The organism is Fundicoccus culcitae, assembly GCF_024661895.1.
GTDB lineage: Bacteria > Bacillota > Bacilli > Lactobacillales > Aerococcaceae > Fundicoccus_A > Fundicoccus_A culcitae.
The window spans coordinates 2,805,286-2,827,684 of the sequence record NZ_CP102453.1 but is presented as its reverse complement, the minus strand read 5'-3'; the positions used below and the strand labels follow the sequence as shown (position 1 = coordinate 2,827,684).

The window sequence follows — 22,399 nt, the reverse complement described above, 5'->3', positions numbered from 1 at the left end:
GAATGTCCTTTCTATTACCAGTTATAACTATTAGTATGAACAATAGATCGTTTTTCTATTAATTCAGTATGCATCACTCTTTCTAACATTATTTGACCAGCTAATTTTCCAAGATGATAAGGGGCTTGTATAACCGAAAAAATTTTCAACCCAGGTAAGTATTCTTGAAACTCAATTTCTCCATATGATCCGATTATTATATCAAAGATAGATTGATTTAATAATTCAGTTACAGCTCCATTAGTCATTGCATTGTTTAATGAAATAATAGCGTCCGGCAGCTGATTCTTGCTCCTAAAATAATTAATTGCATCTTTACCAGAATCAAAAGAATAATCTCCTTCAAATATCAAATCTGAAGTTAAAGGTAACCCATAATCATTTATACAGTTAACAAACCCTCGGTATCTTTCTTGAGCTATTAACACATTTGGGAGTCCAGATATAACCCCAATTTTTTTTGCCCCAGTTTTAATAATTTTTTCAGTCAAATGATAAGCACTTAGATAATTATTTTCAGTTATTTTATCGACTTCTAAATTTAAATTTAATTCTCTATCGACCAATAATATTGGAATTCCACTTTTAGATGCAGAACTCAACATATCTTCATGGTTTTCAGATAAAGCAAGTATCAGACCGTCCACTCTTTTCTCAGTAAACATCCGTAAAAGAGAAGCTTCTTTTTCACGATTATCTTCGCCACTGGTGATCAACAAATTATATTCCGTCTGTCGTAAAACGTCTTCAATCCCTTTTGCAATTTTCATAAAAAAGGGGTTACTAATATCTTGAATAATTACGCCAATGGTATTAGTTTTTTGGACCTTTAAACTCTTGGCTATATTATTAGGGATATAATTGAGTTCATTGACAGCTTTCATCACTTTTTCTACTAAGTCCTCACTAATATACCCTGTCTTATTTAAAACACGGGATACTGAAGCAGTTGATACACCAGCCTTGTTGGCAATGTCTTTAATGGTAGGATTTTGCATAGTTATTGTCTCTTTCAAAATTATTGTATGTATTTATCATGTGTAATCGATTACATATGTCTGTAAAAAAATTTCGCTTATTTCAATTTTGATTATAACGTATCCTTTTTTTATTTGCAACCCCTTTCAGTTGATTTTTTGCATAAAATTATGATTTTATATTATTTTTTTACATAGAACTTTTACTGAGAACTAATCCATCCCTGATTGATAAATATTACAAAAAGATTATCCAACAAAACATTGAAGAAAGTTTAAAGACACCAAAAGTAATGACGCATTTGGAACTCCCATATTTTAAGAAGTTATCATTAACTATATTAAATAGGGAGTTTCATTTTTGCGTACATAAAGGTGTGAATTTATAGCAGGTAATTATTGATTTGACCCAATGATTAGATATTAAGCAAATAACTAGATAAAGTTTTACCCAATTAGTGTTACTTTGGACCCATATATTATCGATTATAAGTTAGATTCCAATTCATTATAAAAATCAATGACTTGTGCTACTTTCTGTTTCATCTTTGCATCTAATGGTACTATCGGTTTTCGTGCTTGACCAACAGGTATCCCTCGTAGTTCTAATGCGTATTTAATTACACTGGGTTCTGTAGCTAAATGATTAGTTTCTCTAAAAAGTTGAATGTTATTCTGCATCTCCTTTGCTTTAGTATAATCTCCAGCAATAAAATTATCATAAATAGCTTTATCAGTCTTTGTAATTACATTTGAGGTTCCAGAAACTGATCCTGATGTTCCCAAATGAAAGCCATCTAACATAACCCCATCTGATCCAGACAAAACATAAAAATCTTTATCATTTGTTATTTCAATATAATCCTTTAATAATCTTAAGTCTCCACTACTATCTTTAATACCTTTTATATTAGTTATGTTTGATAAATCTGATACTAATTTAGGCGAAAGATTATTCCCAGTTCTTTTCGGTATATTATAAAGCATTATTGGTAAATGTACTTCATCTGCTATTGATGTATAATGATTATACATTTCTTCATCTGTTAATTTCGCAAAATAAGGTGTAATTATTGAAAGCACATCAGCTCCTAAATCCTCCATTTTTTTTGATAACTCAATTGTCTCAATAGTAGAATTACAACCAGCCCCCACATAAATTGGTACTCTTCCATTTACAATCTTGACAGTCAACTTAACTAAATCTAATTTTTCTTGTTGTGTCATAGAGTAAAATTCACCATTGGTTCCTAATATGAATAGACCTGATACCTTATTTTCTATTAAATATTCAATTAATTTTCCTAATGAATCTTCTTCAATTCCATAACCACTATTTTTAAAAGGGGTTACCATTGCAGTTATTAAACCTTTAAATAACATTTATACACTTCCTTATCTTTAAATTTGATTGAACCCATTACTTATATAACAACTAAAGTTGGTATTTAGTTGTTATACCTAATTATTGAATCCAACTCAAAATTTTATGTAGTAAGTATCCAATTATATTATAATCCACATTAGGAAATGCTGATCCTTCAATTCCCATTTCTGCTAATAATGGATATAAAAGTAGTGGTAGGAATGAGAGTAATAATCCCATTACAAAGGATCCTAATACTGCACCTTTCCAACCTCCAGTTGAATTTCCGAAAATTGCTGCTGTACCTCCAGAAAAAAATGAAATATGTGCGGCTGGTATCATGACAACGGAAAACCCTAATAGTGACATTACAAAAGAACTTAGTAAACTTGCTGTATAAGAAACTACAAAACCTACTAAAACAGCATTAGGTGCGTATTGAAATATTGTTGGAACGTCTAGTGCTGGTTTAGCTCCTGGAATATATTTATCAGAAATCGAAGTAAAAGCTTCAGTCAATGATGCTAGGAACATCTTAACACCAGTCATAAGAATTGACATACCTGCTGTAAATCTAAATGCTTGTATAAATGGAAACACTAACCAATGAACTGTTCCGGCTAGATTTTGAGTAAATTCTTTTCCTGCTGCCAGTGCAGAAATGTAAAACAGAATAAGCATCAATACAGCTACACCATTAAGAAAATCTGAAAAGAAAGATAAGAATTTTGGCAATTTAATACTTTCTGTGGTCTTATCCTTATCCTTACTAAATAGCTTTCCTAAATAACCTGAAAGAGAGTACCCTATCATATTAAAGTGTCCAATTACAAATCCTGGATCTTCATCACCTGTAATATCGCTCATAAATGGTTCCGTTAGTTGAGGTAGTGAAGCCATCAAAAATCCTAAGATTACTCCACCAACTATTATTGAAACTAGGTCAGAGTATCCATAATACTTCATTATTAAACCTAATACTGAAGCAGTGAATAATGCGTGCCCTCCATGAAACAAAATATTCTTAAAGCGCGTGAATCTAGCAAAGAACAGATTCATAATATATCCGAAAATCAAAACACTAGATACTACAAAACCATATTCACCTTGCGCAAGTGCTGTAGCAGCTTCTGGAGAGGCAATTACTCCAGTAATATTAAACCCTTCCTGAAACATTGCGTTGATATTTTGCAAACTGGCAGTAATTACATCCCCACCTATTGAAAAAATTAAGAAACCTATTATTGTTTTAAATGTTCCTGTTATTACATCAGCTGAAGTTTTTTCTTTATTTAAAACTAATCCAATAAAAGCAAACGCACCTAACAGAACTGCTGGATTACTAAAAAAACTAACAAAAAATTGCATGTTATTTCTCCTCTTCTATTTCAGTTAAAAACATATTCATTTTTTCTAATAATTCATTTTTATTCATCATATTATTAATACCGATAATATATTGTTTAAGATGCTTTTCACTTAAATCATCAGCTACATCAGATAGTGCAATTATTAAGTCCCCGCTAAAACCAGGAATTGCATCTAGTGATGCTTGCTCTAAACTAATTGGAAGATTATTTGTCTTAATTACCTTGTCTGCTTGAATTTTCAACATAACGCTCGATCCGGTACCAGTTCTACAAACTACTATTCCTTTTTTCATAATCTAATTTTCTCCTCTTGTTTTTTTATTTTTTATTAAATAGTCTAACTTTTATTCGCTATCCTTTTCTTCTAATGGCTCGTTCTTTTTTATATAATCCATAATTTCTTTTGCATTGTCAGCTTCATCTAAAATCCTATAAAATTCAGAATCTTCTAATAGTTCTACTAATTCAGAAAGTGCTCTAAGATGAGTTTTATTATCAATAGCACTAAGGCAAAATATATATTTAACAGGATCATTTTGTTCATTACCAAAATTAATAGGATCCTTTAATGTGGTTATTCCTAGAGCTACTTTCTTTGCTCCTTCCTCTGGCCTAGCATGTGGTAACGCAACATGCTTAGTAATAACAATATATTGATTTCCCTCCTCCGAGTTTTTAATCATTGCTTCAACATAATTTGCTGTTATCCTTTTTGTCGAAACTAAAGGAGCAGCACTTTTCCTAATAGCATCTCTCCAATCTATTGCAGATATTTTCGTTTGAATTAACTGTTCATTCACTATTTCGCTTAACATAGGTTCTCTCCTTTTTACATTAACATCATTATTAGTGGTTAAAAAAGATTTTACTTCTGAAATAAAACCTTGTTGATCTTTTATATCAATATATTTTTCTATTCGATTTAAAAAATTCTTTATTTTATCTTTTTCATTAAAATTATTCCCAAACTCTTCATTAAAATTTTTAACTAATGCTGCTTTTTCAACACTAGACATTATAGGTTGCACTAAAAACAGCGTTTTTTCTGTCTCAATTAACGTTGTTGAAAATACAACGTCAACTTCTTTATTAATACTATTAAAATCTGTGACAGAAACTGTATCTAGAAATAAAATTTCAGGAAATAAATTGGATAATTCTCTCGACAGTAATACAGAATACCCCACTCCGTTTGGACAAACAATTACACCTGTTAACTTTTTCGGGGAATCATTGCTTTCTGCCAGATCTTCCATAAAAAATGTCGCAAAATGAATAGTTAAGTATGATAATTCATCCTCAGATATATTATCGTAATTATTCAATTTCAATGATTCAATTGTTTCCTTAATTAAAATATAAATCCATTGATATTGACTTTTTATTTCTTTTTTTATTGGATTTATATAAGGATAATTGAATATCATTCTGTATACAGCTGGTCTAATGTGAGAATATAATTGACCAAAAACTTTTTTGTTTTCTAAATTAATTGCATAGGAGTTTTTTAATTTATCTAAAATACTATTTATTATCTTTTTAATAATAAACTTATCACTAGTTTCTTTTTTCTCTTGTCCAATAGAATAGGATAATAATAGGGTCTCCAAAAATGTAATTTGATTCCGAGTTGGCGAAGCAAACTGTTGTAGTGCTTCATGTGCAACATTATATTCAAGGAGATTCTCAAAATCAAAATGAATATTTGTATTTAAATTTAAATGAATATCTACTTCTCTAATATAAGAAAAAACATATATATATGAAACAATACTTAAATTATTGTATGACATATTTACTTTATTATTCTGTACTAATTCTTTAATTTTTGATTTAAATTGAGTTGCTAATTCATAACTTTCTTTCCCTAGCACAGTTTGGAAAATGTATTGTCCTTGATCATAAGACACTATTTCAACTACAATCAGCATCATCACATATCGTATATTTTCTTCATCACCTATTAATCTATACCCATTGTCTCTATAATAAGTTATACTTACTCCATACATTGTGAGAGCTTCTCCAATTTTTTTTAAATCATTATTAACTGTTCCTCTACTAACCTCTAAAAGATCAATAAAATGATATAAGGAAATTTCATCGTAATTCAAATATAGATAAAGATATATTATTTTTTGCCGATCTTCTTCACTCAATATATAATTAATATTTCCTTTCGCAATATCAGTTAGTATCCTAGTTAAATTATTTTTATTTTTAAATTGATATGTACCATTTGGCATTTTTAAAATCGTCGAATAACCATTTTCTTCCAACCATGTATTAAGTAAATCAATATCATAGTTTACTTGTCTTTGTGTCAAATTCATTTTCAATTGTATTTCCTCATTGGAAATGTCTTTATTCCCTATTATTAACTTTAATATTTCTAAAGCTCTTTTTTGTAACATAATTACCTCTTTCAAGTTTGAGTAGTATAACCAAATTCTTATTTAAGTCTATCTTCACAAAATATTCATGTAAGTTAAATTAAACATTTAAAAATTAATTATCTAGCTTCTACATTTCTAATGTTAATTGTATACGCTTTATTTTTCAATTAGTTTTGTATACAGTTTGTGTTAATATAGCTTACATAAATTATACTCATAACTTTTTATATAATTAAATTTCTGTGTTAATTTTGATTCGTGCAATATATTAACGGACGAAGTATTTATTTCATTTCTCATTTTTTAATATATCTATCTTACTGTTCTATTATTCTGAATATCGTTTTATAATTACGCTTTACTCCGATCTGGTTTTATTAATAATGCTCATTCGATTTGCTTGTTTCAATGAAAAAGACAGATAGAGATCTATCTGTCTTTTTCATTACTATAATTAACTATTTTAAATTGTATTAAATTTAATCCTTCATCAAGTTTATATTACCAATTACTCTTTATCTTTCAACTTAATCAATTCATCAGCAACAAACTGTACCTCTGTCCCAACGATGACTTGATAATTCTTTTTATCAATCTTTTGAACACCTGCTACTCCAGCTGATTTAATTTTCACATCATTTACTATGTCGGTATCCACTAGGATTAAACGTAAACGAGTGGCACAATTATCAACGGTCACAAGGTTTTCTGGTCCACCTAATCCGTCTAAAATGGTACGTGCCATCAAAGCATGTTTGCTATCCGCATTTGCTTTACTAGATCCGTATTTAGCCATTGATTCTTCCATAGCTGCTTGAGCTTCTAGAGCATCATCATCTTCACGACCAGGGGTTTTTAAATCAAATTTCTTAATTAAGAAATCAAATAAGAAGTAATAGATAATACCCATTACTACACCTAATACCATCAACATCCATGGATTATTAGCCATTGGGACGTTTAAACTTAATAAGAAGTCAATCAAACCTGCACTAAAACTAATCCAGCCGTCCAGTGGAATGTTGCGGCAATGAACATTGATAGACCAGTTAATAAGGCATGCACCACATATAAACCAGGTGCAGCAAAGATAAAGGCGAATTCAAGCGGTTCAGTAATACCTGTAAAGAACGAAGCAAAAGCTGCTGCTAACATTAAGGAAGCCGTTGCTGTTTTACGCTCAGGTTTAGCATTACGATACATAGCATATGCAGCGGCAGGTAAACCAAACATCATCACTGGGAAAAAGCCAGCTTGATACATACCTGTAACACCTAGTTCACCTGTACCACCCCAGAAATTACCAATATCATTAATTCCTGCTAAGTCAAACCAAAACACATTATTCAAGGCATGGTGTAATCCGGTTGGAATCAAAATCCGGTTGAAGAATCCATAAATACCAGCCCCTACTGCTCCTAAACCAACAATGCTTTCACCAAAGGCGACTAAAGCAGAATAAGCTGCTGGCCAAATAAAGTATAGAATTACAGCTGCAACTAATGAAACGGCCGCTGTAATGATTGGAACGAGACGTTTCCCACTAAAGAAAGCTAAAGCCATTGGTAATTTTGTATCACTGAAACGGTTGTACATTTCAGAAGCAATAATCCCACTTAACATCCCGATAAACACATTTGAAGTAGCCCCAAATGCCATGTCTGGTTCTGAATTCGTAATAGACGCAACAACATCGGTACTTAACATGGTTGTTAACATAATGAATGCCACTAAACCAGACAATGCGGCTGCCCCACTTTTATCTTTTGACATCCCTGTTGCAACACCTACTGCAAATAGGACAGGTAATTGGTTAATAATTGCTAGACCTGCTTGAATTAAGAAAACAGTTAATCCATTCGTACTATCACCTGACATCCCAGCCGGATCGATTGCGTAACCAATCCCCATTAAAATAGCTGCAACGGGTAAAATAGCTACGGGTAGCATTAAAGAGCTACCTAGTCTTTGAAAATAACTTTTCATATTAATTTCTCTCTTTCTAAAATATTTATTCTTAACGACGAATGGATTGAGCCATTCTGAAATAAGTATGTCGTTTCCCACGTACCGCAATACTTAAGGCAGTGATATTTTCTGGAATTGGCATTCGCCCATAACCACCATCACCAATATGATGGATATCTGATCCGACTCGCTTATTACTCAATCCAAATGAGCGAATAGTTTCTTCGTCTGCACTTTCCTGACTTGTTCCAATCGTACTAATAACCAATCCACCTAAATCTTTCACAACTTGACAGGCTTCATGCGCTTCTTGCTCCGTTAAACCAGGTACCGTTCCTACTGCAGGCAATAAAACACCATCCGCACCTGACTGAATATAAGCAATTAACTCATCTAAAGTAAATATCTTTTCAGATAAGCCAGCCCCATGCATTTTACCGGCGAAAACTAACCCATCAAAGTTTGCTTTGCTCGTAGCAATCGATTGCCCAATAGCTTGTTTCGATACTCCCGTAGAAGGATTCCCAGTCAACATTATAAAGTCAACCCCCATTTCCTGAGCTAATTGACAATTCTCGGCTGTCGCAAGACGCCCCTTAGAAATTTCAACACGGGTATCCAACACATCCACCGTAGCATCAACTGGTTCTAAGTTAATGCCTACCGGACGTCCCGTCAGCCTTTTGATTTCAGCAATCGGATTATCACAATCCGGCATGCCAACAATTTTAGGCTTAACCACATCCAACTCGTTTAAGACAATGAGATCAGCACCAAAAGCGGCCATCACTTCAGCATTTGTGATTCCTTCTAGTAAAGGAGCGGCGGTTACCACTGTTTCGGCCATGATTGTCCGACCTTCACTCGCTAAAATAGACTGCTTTAATTCTTGCCCCGACATTTTTTCAAAGTCGCTAGCATAACAACTCAGTAGGCGTTTCATATTTCACCTCCATTCTTTAAATTTTTTATAAGCTTTACTTAATCATACTCCTCACACCAGTATAATTGCAAGCATTTACTTATCCATAAAAAAAGTATATAAGGTAATTTATTAGATATATTTTAAAATATTACTTTCAGCATTTCACTAACTATCGCTTTTTTAAAAATAAATATAGTTGTAAATAAAAAACGAACGTTCACTTATAGCAAGTTAGACTGCTATAGTTAAACGTTCGATTTTAAGAAAAGCATTTAAAATAGCTTGAGCTATATTGCTAACCCATTCTTTTCCAAAGTTTATTTAACTTCTTCAAATTATTTCCTTCAACGATTTGGCCAAAGGCATAGTTCAACGCTAAACACAAAACCCCATACCAACTGAAAATATTTAAACCCGGAATAAGTTGACTAACTAACAAATACCAAGCAGCTAAAAACACTACTAACACAATCATTTCCAATACATAAACAATGGGAATCGAAACCGCATTTTTTAACGTGTCAAACTTAGACAACTCGATATGATTAGCTGACAAGTAAGCAAACCAAAATAGAGCAATGATATAAAAGGCCATCAATATCAAGGTTACATAAAATACAACCCCTAACAGAAATCCTTGTGATTGTTGTAAATACAAATAATTCAAAATAAGAACGATCGCACCCAAACTAAATCCAAGACTATTTTTCCAATATTTCGCCAGATCGTCTTTAAAAAAGGCCCACCATTTGGTTAATAACTTAGCAATGGCAAGATCACTATCTTGCTGAATCAGTCTAGCTAATCTAAAGGTTGTAATCGTCGAAGGCACTAAGCCAAAAACCAATAAACCCAGACATAGCCCGATGAACCATAAAAAATGAATCGAAACGACATAAAACACATAATCAAAAAGATATGAAATTTTAGCTACAAATTTATTCATTGACGACTCCTTCTTTCATATAACGCCCCACCCATTGATTACCGTTTAACCGCCTATACATACTAAATGCCCGAATCCCTTCATCCAAAATAAATATCCACCATACCGCAATCAAACCTAGTCCCAACACACTACCAAATAAGAAGCTAAAAGGTATTGTAATTAAGTAGATAACCACGATACCAACAATAACCGGATAACGGACATCACCGGTCACTTGTAAACTAGCAATTAAGATTTCATTGGCACTACGTAAAGGATCATATAGCACATTCAACCACAATAACACACGCATTAATTCAATAATAGCTGGATCAGTTGTAAAGATATTGATTACAAAAGGGCCTAAAAGGGCGATGATGATATTGATGATGGCACCAATCAGGACAAAGGCTAGTGTAATTCGTTTAGCAAAGTATTTTACTTTGCCCGTATCGTTTTGACGTAGGAACTCCCCGAGCAAAATTTGTAAAGCCTGACCGGCAGCGACTGACAAAGTGAACACAACGGCCGTTGCTGTTTGCGTGTAGATTTTGGCATTCAGACTAGCAGCACCCATGGACGTAATAATAGCGGTGATAATGGTTTGATAAATATTATAGGCAACATTTTCCATTCCTGAAGGAATTCCTAATGCAAGAATTTGTTTAATGATTGATAACTCTTCAATTTTGAATGTGAATAAGTTTTTCCAAATCATTGGTAAATAGCGATAGACAGCATAACCACTTAAAGCCGCACCGATTAAACGTGTCATAACGGTCGCATTCGCTACCCCAATGACACCGCCACCTAGTAGGTTCCAAGGGGTTAAAATAACTAGGGCGTTCCCAATAATCGAAATGATTGTATTTAAAATAGACAAGAACATCGCATACTTCACTTGTCCAAAACTTCTTAACAAGGCACTCACAGAAGAGGTAATCCCTTGGAATAATAAACTAAAACTCATGATTCTTAAATATTGATTAGTTAGATCTGACAAATTGCTTGGTGTCTGCATCATCGTTATCAAGTATTCCCCTGCAAAGGCGGCTACAGCAAATAAAAACAAACCTAAACTGATATTTAACACTAAGGTTTGACGCGCAACACCTTGAACATAATTGAGTTTCTCTTTTTCAGCATTTTGTAAAAATAAGATGGTGCTTCCTAGACTGACAATCCCCATAGCCATTGTCCCGATTGACAAGAGTTGATCTGCAATCCCCGTGACCGTTACAGCAGTATCATCGTAATATGATAATAAAACCACATTGACATTCCCGATTAACATAATAAAAATATGCTCTACCATTAAGGGAAGAAAAAGACTAATGAAACGTTGATACGTTGACTTTACCTCATAATTCATCATTAGTTACCGTATATGTTTTAATGTCTTGCGTATGTTGATTTAATTCAATCATCCGAACCCCTCTAGTCAATTCACCATAGGTTTGATAGCCACTGACATTTCCGTACACTAAGTGGATATCATTAAATAAGCCATCAAAATTATTGTCGTGATCATGCCCCACAAACATCCCCCAAATTTCTGTATTAAGGAGCATATTCGCAAATAAACCCGTATTGATTGTAGGCGAAGAGATGCGTTCGTTGGTTTCTTTATTGACACCTGCTAAAATGTTATCTGCTGCTTGCCAATACTCTGGTAGTGGGATATGTTGAAAAACTAAATGCCGCTTGACATGGTCACCTTTTAAATAGGCATGGGCTGTTTTTCTAAACCATTCAACTTGTTCTGGTTGATTCCAATCATATTCACTCAAAGGCAGTGGGGAGGCGGCACCTGAATCTAAAATAAAGAGCGCATTTTGAACCTCAGTATTTGAAGCATCATAAATAGGAATCACATAATTTTCACGATCATCAAAGACGGCAATATCAACTTTTTCGGCTTTATTTTTAACCGTTTGATTAAATAACTGACGTAAATCCGAGCGTGTAATGATTTCTTCGGTATCATGATTTCCAAAGGTAATAGCAATAGGAATATCACTTTCATTAAAAATCTCAATAAATTTCTTAAAAACAATGTCGGCGTCTTTAACCCCTTCCGACCATATAATATCGCCGGTATGAATAATCAAATCCACATCTAGTTTGTGAATCGCACGTCTGACTAAATCAAATGTTTTTTCATCATCGGCATGAAATGGCATATTGCCAATATGTGTGTCCGTCATTTGTAATATTTTAAAAATACCCTCTTTACGGTAATTTAATCGCATAATTCCACCTCTATAAAACACCTCCACGAACGTTTGTCCCTGGAGGTATTAATAATGAATATTAAAGTATCTTTTAACCTTTTATAGCGCCAATCGTAATACCTTGAACAAAATATTTTTGAATAAATGGATACATTAAGATGATTGGTAAAATAACCACAATAATGGTAGCCATTTGTAAAGACTGACCCGTAATGGTGATTTGATCCAACAAGGCATAATCGGTAAAACCCGATTGCGATTGTAACAAATCACTCAAGGCGGTCTGTCTGGTTAACATTTCTTGTAACAAAGTTGCTAAAGGTTTTAAATCTCGCTGTCTGACATAAAATGAACCTGAGAACCAGTCGTTCCATTGCCCCACTGCCGTAAATAACGACACGGTCGCAAGAACAGGTTTACTCATTGGCAAAACATGATTCCAAAAAATCCTGAACTCACTTGCCCCATCAATACGTGCTGCCTCAATTGTTTCCGTTGGTAAATTCACGAACGAACTTCTTAACAACAATATGTTGGTCGCACTGTATAAATTAGGAAAGATATAGACCCAAATGGAGTGGGTTAAGTTCAACTCTGAAAGCACTAAATAATAAGGTACTGTACCGCCACTAAACAACATGGTGAAGAAGACAAAGAATGTTATAAAGCCTCTTCCTGGCAGTGTCTTAATCGTTAAGGCATAGGCAGCCATTGACATTAAAAACACACCTAATACGGTTACTGTTACCGTTCGGAACACTGAAATTACTAAGCCATTTAATAGTTCATCTTGTCTAAAAACCTCAGCAAAATTGTCTAAAGAAAAGACTCTGGGGAAAATATAGACACCACCCCGGGTTGCATCTTGTCCATCATTGAAGGCTAAAGCTAAAATGTGTAAAAACGGCAGGATAATACTAATACATAAAAAAACGATTAAAACCGTTATTATGCTTTTAGTTAATACACTACTACTTGTTGCTTTCAAGCTTTTACCCCTTTCTTCAAACAATAAGTTGAGATTAATAGATTATTTGTGTGCCATCAGCGATTTTTTGATTAATGAAATCTAAATAGTCATTTAAGCCAGCTGCTTCTAAACCTTCAATTGAACCATCCATGATTTGTTGAGCTTCTTCAACAGATGATGCATAAAATGCTCTAATTAAATCTTCTTCATAACGTTTTAAGGCGGTTGTTAACATACCATCTGAACCTTCGAATTCATATAAGAAAGATTTAGGTGACATACCATCAATAACTTCTACATTAGCTAATTTTTCTTCAGTATAGTAATCTTGAGCCACTTGAACACCTACAGAATTACCTTGTAAAGCATTGAAGCCCCCATATTCTTCACCAAAATCTTCAACCGGGGCTAAGTCAGTTGAACCTAAATATTCACCCCATTTGGCACCAACACCACCAAAACCTAAGTCTTGAGCTGCTTGAGGGTCAGCTGCTAATAAATCTAAAACTTCTTGTTTAATAACTGGATAGCCGTTTTCATCTAAATCATAGTGTTCGCCTTCAATACCATAATTCCATAATAATTTACCTTCTTTAGTAGCTAACCAATCAGCAAATTGAACGATTTGTTCCGGATTGTCGGTAGTTGTTGGAACAGCCCAACCAGCATAACCTGATTTATAACGGGTAATTAAATGGTTTGAACCATCAACACGTTGGATAGGTCCTAATTTTACATAAGCGCCATCTTCAACTTTTCTAAAGTTACTGTTCATATCAGAAACAATCGCAAAGCTTTCGTTAATGATTCCTTCTTGAGCACGTGGTTCGTCCATAGTGAAATATTCAGGATGCAATAAACCATCGGCTAAAAGACCTTGAACAAATTCAATTCTTTGCATCATATAGTCAGTTTGTGATTCATGAACAACAACGCCATCTTCATTAGGGAAGAATTTTTCATAAGAGTCGCCAGTCCAAGCGATATCTTGATATAAATAACGACGGTCAGTTCCACCCCATTGAGTTGGTCCAAAAACAGTCACAGGATTACCATTCACATCTGTATAGCCATTTTCTTGAATTTGGTAACCTAATTCACTTAATTGTGCAGAGGTTGTAATTTCAGAAGGGTCGATACCTAAATCGTCTACGATATCTTGACGAATGTAAAGTCCACCGACAAAGTTGGTGTTAATTTCGCCACCTACACGCGCAATATTTCTATGAACTAAATACGTAGCACCATTAAATTCTTCTCTAAACATAATATTTTGAGCCGTATCTAAAGGTAAGTAGCCTTCTTCAAAATATTTTCCATAAATTTCTGATTCTTGAAGATAAGGAGCGATATCATGGAACATACCTTGGTTAGACGCATTTAATAACATTTGCATTTCAGGTCTTCCAGAGTCATTTAAGTTAAATACGATAAAATCAGGTAAGTCACCTGCAGCTAAACCAGCAGCTAAGGCTTCTTGCGAATTACTTGTACCAACACCTTGGATATTTAAAGTAATACCTGTTTGTTCTTTAATAATATTTTGAATGTTTTCAGGAATTTCATCAAAAACATCCCCATCACTCATGAAAATTAAACCGGTAATTTCACGATCAGCGATAAAATTATCTGATGTTTCTTGAGCTGAAACACTGATAAAAGTCGTTGTTAACATTGTTCCAATAACGGAAGTTGTTAATAAAATAGCACATGCTTTTTTAATAAATTTTTTCATTTTAATACTCCTAATTATTTATTTTGATAGTTATTGTGTGATTACCAAAGCGTTACATCATCGGATACTCTTTTAGCTAGACGGTTCATAATGATGGTAAGCACTAAGCCTGCTACCCCTTGTAACATCCCAATGGCTGTTGCATAACCAAATTGTCCGCCTTGTAAACCTGTTTGCACCACATAGGTATCAATGGTTTCAGATACATTCGCGTTTCCTGGTGTTTGCAACAAATAAATTTGGTCAAAACCAGCTGACAAAATTCCACCTAATGATAGAAGGAAAAGTAAAAAGATAGTGGTTCGAATACTTGGCAAGGTGATATGACGTGTTTGTTGAAGTCGATTGGCCCCGTCAATGGCAGCTGCCTCATATAATGACGGTGATATCCCTACGATGGCCGAGAAATAAACGATTGAATCCCATCCGATTTCTTTCCAAAGGTAACTTATGAAGACGATTGGGAAAAAATACTCTTCTTGCATTAGGTAGAAGGTATCCCCTGTGCCACCAAAAAATTGGATGATTTGATTTAATAAGCCCGTATTCGGTGCTAAAATCCGTTGTATCAGACCAACCACAACGACCCAAGAGATAAAATAAGGCAAGTATGAAATACTTTGCATCGTACTTTGTGCACGGCGGTTACTAATCTCATTAAAACCTAAGGCTAATAAGATTGGGAAAGGCAAATAAAGGAACAATTTTAGAGCACTAATAATTAATGTATTACGAATATACATGTCACTTCTAGGGTCTCTAAAAAATTGTTCAAAGTAACGCAAGCCTACCCAATCGCCTCCTAATAAGCCACGATCAAATCTAAATTCTTTAAATGATAGAATTAAACCGGACATTGGCCAATAAGAAAAAATGGCAAAGAATACAATACAAGGCAGTAAAAACATATAAAACGTTTTATGTTTGAGTATTTTAGACCATAAACTTCTTTTGATGGGTGAATAGTATTGTTCAACATCCATCTCAGCCCTTTTTTGACGGCTCGTTATTGTATTATTCAATCATCTCACCTCAAACACTTACTTTTTGGTTTTTGCTGATTTCGATACGCTCACCATCATTCATTGGATCGAAGAAATGCACCGTGTCCCAGTTAAATGACAATTGTAATTGTTCACCAATTTCAAATTCATCTAGGGTAATTAATTTAGCAATGACGCGTGTACTACCTAAATCAAAGTGAATTAATGTTTCATAGCCTAACATTTCAGCAACAAGCACCTTAATAGTTAATACAGGTTGATTGCTTACTTCATCTGTATCTGTTAATTCAAAGATATTCTCTGGTCTAACACCTAAAGTAATTTCTTTGTTTAGATACCCTTGTTCGGCTAGTTGACGATGAATATTTGCTGGGATAGCAACTTGTTCCCCATTAATAATTAAACCGTTTTCCACTAACTTCACTTGAATAAAGTTCATCGCAGGTGAACCAATAAAACCAGCAACAAACATATTCCGTGGTTTTAAATAGATTTCACGCGGAGTGCCAACTTGTTGGATATGGCCAAGATTCATGACAACAATTCGATCGGCCATCGTCATCGCTTCAACTTGATCATGCGTTACATAGATGGTGGTTGTCCCTAAATTTTTATGTAATTGGGAAATTTCAGCTCGTGTATGCACACGTAACTTAGCATCTAGGTTTGACAAAGGTTCATCCATTAAAAATATCTCTGGATTACGAACAATTGCACGTCCAAGTGCTACCCGCTGACGTTGGCCACCAGACAATTCTTTAGGTAACTTTTCAAGGAATTCATCCATTCCAATCGTTTGAGCTGCGTTTTCTACCGTTGAATCAATCTCTTCTTTGGTAATATTGCGCATCTTCAAACCAAATCCCATATTTTCTCTCACCGTCATGTGGGGATACAAAGCGTAACTTTGAAACACCATAGCAATATCGCGATCTTTAGGATGGTTATCCGTAATATCTTTGCCATCTAATAAGATTTGACCTGAAGTAATTTCTTCTAAACCGGCGATCATTCTTAATGTTGTTGATTTTCCGCAACCAGACGGTCCGACCAACACAATAAATTCGCCATCGTTTATGGTTAAATCAAAATTAGTCACAGCATGCTCACCAGGAATATAATCTTTAAATATATGCTTTAATTCTAATTCTGCCATAATAATGTCATTAAGAGTTAATGACGACTCACCTCTTCCACTAGTAAATTAAACCATTCTAAGAAACAACTCCCATCTTTACTTGCTTAAATGAAGTCACCTCCTAAAACAAAATTAAAAACTTTACTAGAAAAAGAATAGCACACGATTGTAAAATTAAAGTTAAACACTTGTAAATTTCGAGTAAACTTTTCTGCTACATTTTTTTAGCGCTTGTTTTTCTTAACATTTCAACGCCTTTATGACTTGTTTTCATTGAAATAAATTTCACAATACGTTTTCATTTAAATTTTATGTAGCGAAATTTATATATAAATATCATAGTTTTTATTATGCTTTTCCGTTTTGACATTGATTCTATCAGGCAATTAATCGATTAAATTTAGTTATTAAAATGAGTGCTATTTTATAATATAGTTGAATGAATAAATTAACCTTTCCCGATAACAATGATTGTTTTCTTCACTTTTACATTAAATTAATAATTTTACATAAGGTGACATAAGCAAAAAAAAAAGTCTCTATCCTTTAATAACAGCTAAGGATTGAGACTTAACCTATACAGCCTGGTTAATCCAACTAGGCGTCTATTTTTTGTCCTTGGTTAGCGTTCCTGTTTGGTGTATAATCAAACTAGTTTAATCATATTTTAATAAAAAACAATATATAGAGGAGGTATAGGATGGAAATTAAACAGACTTATATAGATAAAGCGCTTGAAATCAACCATACACTTCAAAATGATTTTACTTCATCACAAAAAGAAAGTGATATGAACACCTATTTGATAGGTTTGTTCACCGATATGGGTCTAAAAGTTGAAAGGATGAGTGATACTGCTTTTGCAGCAGTATTAGAAACATCTCAATTGGGTGAAACTTTCGTTTTCCGAACACCTTTAGATGCCTCATCGATCCAGATAACGAGTTGGATTCAGACCATCACCTATTTGGTTGACAAAAAAGAAGCGTTCAGTGGGGATATTTATTTTGTTTTTGAAACGTCAAAGGATTTTTCAGAAGCAACGGCGTATATCGATAGAAAGAATCCTGCGGCTATTTATGAAAACCATTTAGAGCAAGTTCAGGAGCTGAAACACATTCGTGTTGAAATGATTGTTCACGGACAAGCGGGTCATGGTAGTCGACCTGATTTAGCGGCTAGTCCGATTTTTGCTAGCGCAAATATTATCGCAACGATTACGACCCTTTGGCCTAACCGACTGGATGTCACAAAAGTTCATGCTTTCAGTTTAGATCATTTCCATTCTGGAACAGCTGAAAATATTATTCCACCTAATGCCAAAATTGAAGGTAGTATTTGGTTTTATGACCCGGATGAAGGAGAAAAGGCTTTGCAATTGATTCAAGATACGGCGATTGCCCTTGCCCCACTCCATAAATGTACCGTTGAATTTTCAACTGAAACGGGCTTAGTAACGTTGCCTTCTGATGTTAGCAATCAGGCCGTCGTTGAAAATGCAATTCAAGCCATGCTTGCGAAGACCTTGTCAATTTTAAAATCTTAAAAGGAAGTGAACAAATGTCTATTTTAGAACGTGTAGATAGTTACAAAGATTATGCTATTAGTTTACGACATTACTTACATACCCATCCAGAAGTATCGGGCAATGAGTATGAAACGGCTGCTTATTTAAAAAAACAAATTGAAGCGTGGGGTTTACCCATTCAACAAGCTTCTAATACCGGCTTTATCGTAACGTTAGATACTGGTCGTCCCGGTAAAACCTTGGCTTTAAGAACGGAATTAGATGCGCTCCCCGTCACTGAGAGTACGCATAATTTGAAAGTTGAACGCACGGTCATATCGGAAAACCCTGGTTTTATGCATGCTTGTGGACATGACTTACATATGGCTACCTTGATGTCTGTTATGCAGATTTTAATTGAAATGAAAGATCAATTGAGTGGAAAAATTATCTTTATTTTCGAAGAAGCGGAAGAAACAGCCTCAGGCATTAAAGTAATGATGAAATTCCTAAAAGAAAATAATATTCATATTGATGCGTTTTATGGCAATCATGTGGCTGCCCATATTGATTTAGGTAAAATTGTTGTGAATGATGGTCCAAATATGTCAGGTGCCATGATTACAGAGTTTACGGTGCATGGAAAATCAGGTCATGGTTCACGTCCTGATCAAGCCATTAGTCCTATCTTTGCCATGGCGCAAATCTTAAATGCTGTAGCCAGTGCTTGGGTCAATCAAATTGATGTCGAAAAGACGGTGACCTTAGGTATGGGACAAGTTCATTCTGGGAATGCCGTTAATATTATCCCTGAAACAGCCTTCGCTAATGGAACATTACGCTATTTTGATGAAGCGGAAGGTCATAAAGCTTTAGAGGTCTTTAAAAAAGTGGCTACCTTAACCGGCGAAGCTCATAATTGTCGCGTTGAATTCAGTGATCGAACTGGTGTGGCGATGCCAGCTACGATTAATGATAGTGAGTTGGCTAAGATTGCTCGACAATCGGTTTTGACGAATTTTTCTGAAGACACCTTGATTACGGATCAAATTTGGTTTGGTTCGGAAAGTTTTGCCTATTATAAGGAGATTGCTCCGATTGTCTTTACCTTTGTCGGAACTAAAGATGACGAAAAAGGTATTGGTGCAGACCATCATACCGCTGAATTTGATGTGGATGATTCAGCGATGCGGTATACCATTGCGACCATGGTACAATTTACCTTAGATTACTTAAATCAATAAAGCCAAATAAAAAGAGAAAGTTTCTTCCAAAAGGTTAGAAGAAACTTTCTCTTTTATTATCTTAAAACGCGTCTTGGGCTAAATAGGCCAAGGCATATTGAGCATACAATTCAGCGCCGATTTTTAATGAGCTTTCATCGACATTAAAACGTGGATGATGATGTGGATAGTCTGAGCCTAAATCAGGGTTGGCACAACCAACCGTAGCAAAGGCACCTTGCATATTTGTCAGGTAGAAGCCAAAGTCTTCACCGCCCATAGTCGGTGCTTCATGGTGAACAGAATCAGCACCAAAAGCATCGATGGCTACTTTTTCAACTAAAAGAGCTGGTTCTTTATCATTATTAACCGGGTCGGTTCGGTGATAATACTCAAAAACAGCTGTTCCTTCATGCATGGCTGCTATATGGTCGGCAAATAGCTTCATTTTTTCTTCTAGTAAGGCACGAACCACTGGGCTATAGGATCTCACGGTACCGGATAATTTAGCATCATTGGCGATAACGTTCCATCGATCCCCAGCTTCAATCTTTCCTACTGTAATCACCGCTGCTTCTAAAGGATCAATCGTTCTAGAAATTAAGGTTTGAACGGCATTAGTATATTCGGTCGCCATGATAACCGCATCATGCGAAAGGTGAGGCATGGCTCCGTGTCCGCCTTTACCTTCAAATGTAACATGGAATTCATCGGTTGCTGCAAAGGATGGCCCGACTGGACATGAAATATATCCTGTTGGCGCATTTGACCAAATATGGATACCAAAAGCATTATCCACATTGTCTAACACTCCTTGTGCCATAGCTATCTTAGCTCCTTCGGCAACTTCTTCTGCTGGTTGGAAAATAAAACGAATGGTTCCTTTAATTTGATCTTTTACTTCGAGTAATGCTTTAACGGCAAATATCAACATGGCAGTATGGGAATCGTGGCCGCAAGCATGCATAACACCAGGTTTAACTGATTTATATTCTAGATGATCATTTAGTTCATTAATGGGTAAAGCATCCATATCGGCTCTAAGGAGAATTGTTTTACCTTTTTTGGGACCACTAATTTCGGCTATAAGACCACGGTCACCTTCTAAGACACGATAATCAACACCTAAGGCATCCAGTTGTTGAGCAACATATTTGGTTGTCTCATATTCTTCCATCGATAATTCTGGATGGGTATGTAAATAGCGTCGCATGTCAATCAATTCATTTTCGTGTTCTAAAATAAATGTTTTAACCGTTTGGTTAGTCATTCTAATCACTCCTTAATAATTATTAACGTTTATTATGAACCTTTTTTAATAAAAAACAAGGGTTTTTCTGAAAGAAATTGAAAAACCTTGCTTTAATATGAAAATTGCGTTAAGATGGTTAAAATATTCTAAAGAAAGAAGTGTTTTTCATGACGGCTTTATATGCATTTTTTATTATTGTACTAATCATGGCTTTAGGAAATATGCTAGCTGTAAAAACCAATAGTGTCATTTCCATGCTATTTTCTGGTTCAGTCATCTTCTTAGTTTTATTCTTGACTGGTGTACTACCAAGATCCATCTTTGCTGACTCCACCATGTTAGCGGTAGGTGCCATGCTTATTCCGCTTTTACTCGTTCATATTGGAACCATGATGAATGTTAAGCAACTGATTCAACAGTGGAAAACGGTGCTGATTGCCTTAGCTGCTATCGTTGGTATTGTTATTTTTGTTGTCTTAATTGGACAATATGTGGTTGGTATTGAAACAGCCTTAGTAGCTGCACCGCCGATTGCTGGTGGGGTTATTGCCGGAATTCAAATGGGGGAAGCAGCAGCCTCCATTGGTCGTGAAGATTTACAAGTTTTAGCTTCATTACTCGTTGTTGTTCAAGGCTTTGTTGGCTACCCAGTTTTATCCTATGCTATGCGAAAAGAAGCCAACGTTGTGTTAGAGGATTATCGTTCTGGTACGATTCAATTAGCTAAAGTAGAAACGACTAGCAATACGGAAAAAACACGAGGTCGTTTTGAGTTACCTGAAAAACTAAATTCATCCGAATGGTATTTAGCTAAAGTAGCAGCGGTTGCCGTTGTCGCAATGCTCATCTCCCGTTGGGCACAAAGTATTGCTGGCTATAACGTATTAGATACTAACGTGTTAAGTTTAATTTTTGGTGTAATTGTAGCTGAATTAGGTCTGCTTGAACGTGAACCCTTGACGAAAGCCAATTCCTATGGTTTTGCAATGGTCGCCTTAACAGTTGTTATCTTTAATGGTTTAACTGGCGCTACGGTTGATATTTTAATTAACTTAGCTTGGCCAATTATCATTACCTTAGCATTAGGTACGGTAGGGATTGTTATCTTCTCAGGCATTGTTGGTAAGTTCCTAAAGGTTTCACCATGGATGTCAATTGGTATCGGCATTACGGCGCTAATCGGATTCCCCGGGACATTTATTATTCCTGGTGAAGTTGCTAGTGCCTTGGCTAAAACACCGGATGAAAAAGAAATTATTCTTCAAAGAACGCGTCCACAAGTGTTGGTTGCTGGGTTTGTAACCGTGTCGATTGCTTCTGTTGTTCTGGCTGGTTTCTTAGCCCCCGTTCTTGCAGGCTTAAATTAAACCTATCTTATATAAAAAGCATACTACCTTGATGTGGAC

General features: G+C 34.9%; 17 protein-coding genes and 1 pseudogene. 3 read left to right on the top strand and 15 right to left on the bottom strand.

Annotated features, from left to right (window positions below):
- Positions 1–14: 14 nt before the first annotated feature.
- From NRE15_RS12820 to NRE15_RS12755, 14 genes and pseudogenes are all read right to left on the bottom strand, one after another.
- A complete protein-coding gene (locus tag NRE15_RS12820) occupies positions 15–998 on the bottom strand; it encodes a LacI family DNA-binding transcriptional regulator (RefSeq protein ID WP_313793260.1) in 984 nt (327 codons plus the stop codon).
- 465 nt (positions 999–1,463) lie between these two features.
- The gene (gene dapA / locus NRE15_RS12815) at positions 1,464–2,360 is read right to left on the bottom strand and encodes a 4-hydroxy-tetrahydrodipicolinate synthase (RefSeq protein WP_313793259.1); all 897 of its coding nucleotides are present in this window, start codon (positions 2,358–2,360) and stop codon (positions 1,464–1,466) included.
- Between the two features lie 82 nt (positions 2,361–2,442).
- The gene (locus NRE15_RS12810) at positions 2,443–3,711 is read right to left on the bottom strand and encodes a PTS ascorbate transporter subunit IIC (protein ID WP_313793258.1); all 1,269 of its coding nucleotides are present in this window, start codon (positions 3,709–3,711) and stop codon (positions 2,443–2,445) included.
- Between the two features lies 1 nt (position 3,712).
- Positions 3,713–4,006: a PTS sugar transporter subunit IIB gene (locus tag NRE15_RS12805; RefSeq protein WP_313793257.1), complete on the bottom strand. Its 294-nt coding sequence runs from the start codon at positions 4,004–4,006 to the stop codon at positions 3,713–3,715.
- A gap of 51 nt (positions 4,007–4,057) precedes the next feature.
- A complete protein-coding gene (locus tag NRE15_RS12800; protein ID WP_313793256.1) occupies positions 4,058–6,127 on the bottom strand; it encodes a BglG family transcription antiterminator in 2,070 nt (689 codons plus the stop codon).
- Between the two features lie 502 nt (positions 6,128–6,629).
- A pseudogene (nagE, locus tag NRE15_RS12795) lies at positions 6,630–8,095 on the bottom strand (N-acetylglucosamine-specific PTS transporter subunit IIBC); the annotation flags it as partial.
- Positions 8,096–8,126: 31 nt separating this feature from the next.
- On the bottom strand, positions 8,127–9,020 hold the full coding sequence (locus NRE15_RS12790) for a DUF7916 family protein (protein WP_313793255.1): 894 nt from the start codon (positions 9,018–9,020) through the stop codon (positions 8,127–8,129).
- 277 nt (positions 9,021–9,297) lie between these two features.
- Positions 9,298–9,948, bottom strand: a complete 651-nt coding sequence (locus tag NRE15_RS12785; RefSeq protein WP_313793254.1) for a DUF624 domain-containing protein — start codon at positions 9,946–9,948, stop codon at positions 9,298–9,300.
- Positions 9,941–11,302, bottom strand: a complete 1,362-nt coding sequence (locus NRE15_RS12780; RefSeq protein WP_313793253.1) for an MATE family efflux transporter — start codon at positions 11,300–11,302, stop codon at positions 9,941–9,943. The genes NRE15_RS12785 and NRE15_RS12780 overlap by 8 nt, the downstream gene beginning before the upstream one ends.
- Positions 11,292–12,182: a metallophosphoesterase family protein gene (locus NRE15_RS12775; RefSeq protein ID WP_313793252.1), complete on the bottom strand. Its 891-nt coding sequence runs from the start codon at positions 12,180–12,182 to the stop codon at positions 11,292–11,294. Before NRE15_RS12775 ends, NRE15_RS12780 begins: the two co-directional genes overlap by 11 nt.
- Positions 12,183–12,255: 73 nt before the next feature.
- Positions 12,256–13,152 carry a carbohydrate ABC transporter permease gene (locus NRE15_RS12770; RefSeq protein ID WP_313793251.1) on the bottom strand — a complete coding sequence of 299 codons (897 nt, stop codon included), beginning with the start codon at positions 13,150–13,152 and terminating at the stop codon, positions 12,256–12,258.
- Between the two features lie 34 nt (positions 13,153–13,186).
- Positions 13,187–14,869, bottom strand: coding sequence for an extracellular solute-binding protein (locus NRE15_RS12765; RefSeq protein ID WP_313793250.1), 1,683 nt, complete (start codon positions 14,867–14,869; stop codon positions 13,187–13,189).
- Between the two features lie 41 nt (positions 14,870–14,910).
- Complete coding sequence (locus NRE15_RS12760; protein ID WP_313793249.1) at positions 14,911–15,891, bottom strand: ABC transporter permease; 981 nt, start codon at positions 15,889–15,891, stop codon at positions 14,911–14,913.
- A 10-nt stretch (positions 15,892–15,901) separates the two neighbouring features.
- Positions 15,902–17,029 (bottom strand): ABC transporter ATP-binding protein, encoded by a 1,128-nt coding sequence (locus tag NRE15_RS12755; RefSeq protein ID WP_313793248.1) that lies wholly within the window; start codon positions 17,027–17,029, stop codon positions 15,902–15,904.
- Between the two features lie 682 nt (positions 17,030–17,711).
- Between NRE15_RS12755 and NRE15_RS12750 the strand changes: the two genes are divergently transcribed.
- Together NRE15_RS12750 and NRE15_RS12745 are read left to right on the top strand one after the other, a co-directional pair.
- Complete coding sequence (locus NRE15_RS12750; RefSeq protein WP_313793247.1) at positions 17,712–18,557, top strand: peptidase dimerization domain-containing protein; 846 nt, start codon at positions 17,712–17,714, stop codon at positions 18,555–18,557.
- Between the two features lie 14 nt (positions 18,558–18,571).
- Positions 18,572–19,762 (top strand): M20 metallopeptidase family protein, encoded by a 1,191-nt coding sequence (locus NRE15_RS12745; RefSeq protein ID WP_313793246.1) that lies wholly within the window; start codon positions 18,572–18,574, stop codon positions 19,760–19,762.
- 61 nt (positions 19,763–19,823) lie between these two features.
- Here the strand turns inward: NRE15_RS12745 and NRE15_RS12740 are convergent, their stop codons facing one another.
- A complete protein-coding gene (locus NRE15_RS12740; RefSeq protein ID WP_313793245.1) occupies positions 19,824–21,011 on the bottom strand; it encodes a M20 metallopeptidase family protein in 1,188 nt (395 codons plus the stop codon).
- 149 nt (positions 21,012–21,160) lie between these two features.
- Here NRE15_RS12740 and NRE15_RS12735 point away from each other — a divergent pair, with 149 nt between their 5' ends.
- Complete coding sequence (locus tag NRE15_RS12735) at positions 21,161–22,360, top strand: hypothetical protein (RefSeq protein WP_313793244.1); 1,200 nt, start codon at positions 21,161–21,163, stop codon at positions 22,358–22,360.
- Positions 22,361–22,399 lie beyond the last annotated feature (39 nt).

Bases quoted from the DNA above. Each gene is read 5' to 3' on its own strand.
- NRE15_RS12820 (WP_313793260.1), bottom strand. From the start codon at position 998: ATGCAAAATCCTACCATTAAAGACATTGCCAACAAGGCTGGTGTATCA.
- dapA (WP_313793259.1), bottom strand. From the start codon at position 2,360: ATGTTATTTAAAGGTTTAATAACTGCAATGGTAACCCCTTTTAAAAAT.
- NRE15_RS12810 (WP_313793258.1), bottom strand. From the start codon at position 3,711: ATGCAATTTTTTGTTAGTTTTTTTAGTAATCCAGCAGTTCTGTTAGGT.
- NRE15_RS12805 (WP_313793257.1), bottom strand. From the start codon at position 4,006: ATGAAAAAAGGAATAGTAGTTTGTAGAACTGGTACCGGATCGAGCGTT.
- NRE15_RS12800 (WP_313793256.1), bottom strand. From the start codon at position 6,127: ATGTTACAAAAAAGAGCTTTAGAAATATTAAAGTTAATAATAGGGAAT.
- NRE15_RS12790 (WP_313793255.1), bottom strand. From the start codon at position 9,020: ATGAAACGCCTACTGAGTTGTTATGCTAGCGACTTTGAAAAAATGTCG.
- NRE15_RS12785 (WP_313793254.1), bottom strand. From the start codon at position 9,948: ATGAATAAATTTGTAGCTAAAATTTCATATCTTTTTGATTATGTGTTT.
- NRE15_RS12780 (WP_313793253.1), bottom strand. From the start codon at position 11,302: ATGAATTATGAGGTAAAGTCAACGTATCAACGTTTCATTAGTCTTTTT.
- NRE15_RS12775 (WP_313793252.1), bottom strand. From the start codon at position 12,182: ATGCGATTAAATTACCGTAAAGAGGGTATTTTTAAAATATTACAAATG.
- NRE15_RS12765 (WP_313793250.1), bottom strand. From the start codon at position 14,869: ATGAAAAAATTTATTAAAAAAGCATGTGCTATTTTATTAACAACTTCC.
- NRE15_RS12755 (WP_313793248.1), bottom strand. From the start codon at position 17,029: ATGGCAGAATTAGAATTAAAGCATATATTTAAAGATTATATTCCTGGT.
- NRE15_RS12750 (WP_313793247.1), top strand. From the start codon at position 17,712: ATGGAAATTAAACAGACTTATATAGATAAAGCGCTTGAAATCAACCAT.
- NRE15_RS12745 (WP_313793246.1), top strand. From the start codon at position 18,572: ATGTCTATTTTAGAACGTGTAGATAGTTACAAAGATTATGCTATTAGT.
- NRE15_RS12740 (WP_313793245.1), bottom strand. From the start codon at position 21,011: ATGACTAACCAAACGGTTAAAACATTTATTTTAGAACACGAAAATGAA.
- NRE15_RS12735 (WP_313793244.1), top strand. From the start codon at position 21,161: ATGACGGCTTTATATGCATTTTTTATTATTGTACTAATCATGGCTTTA.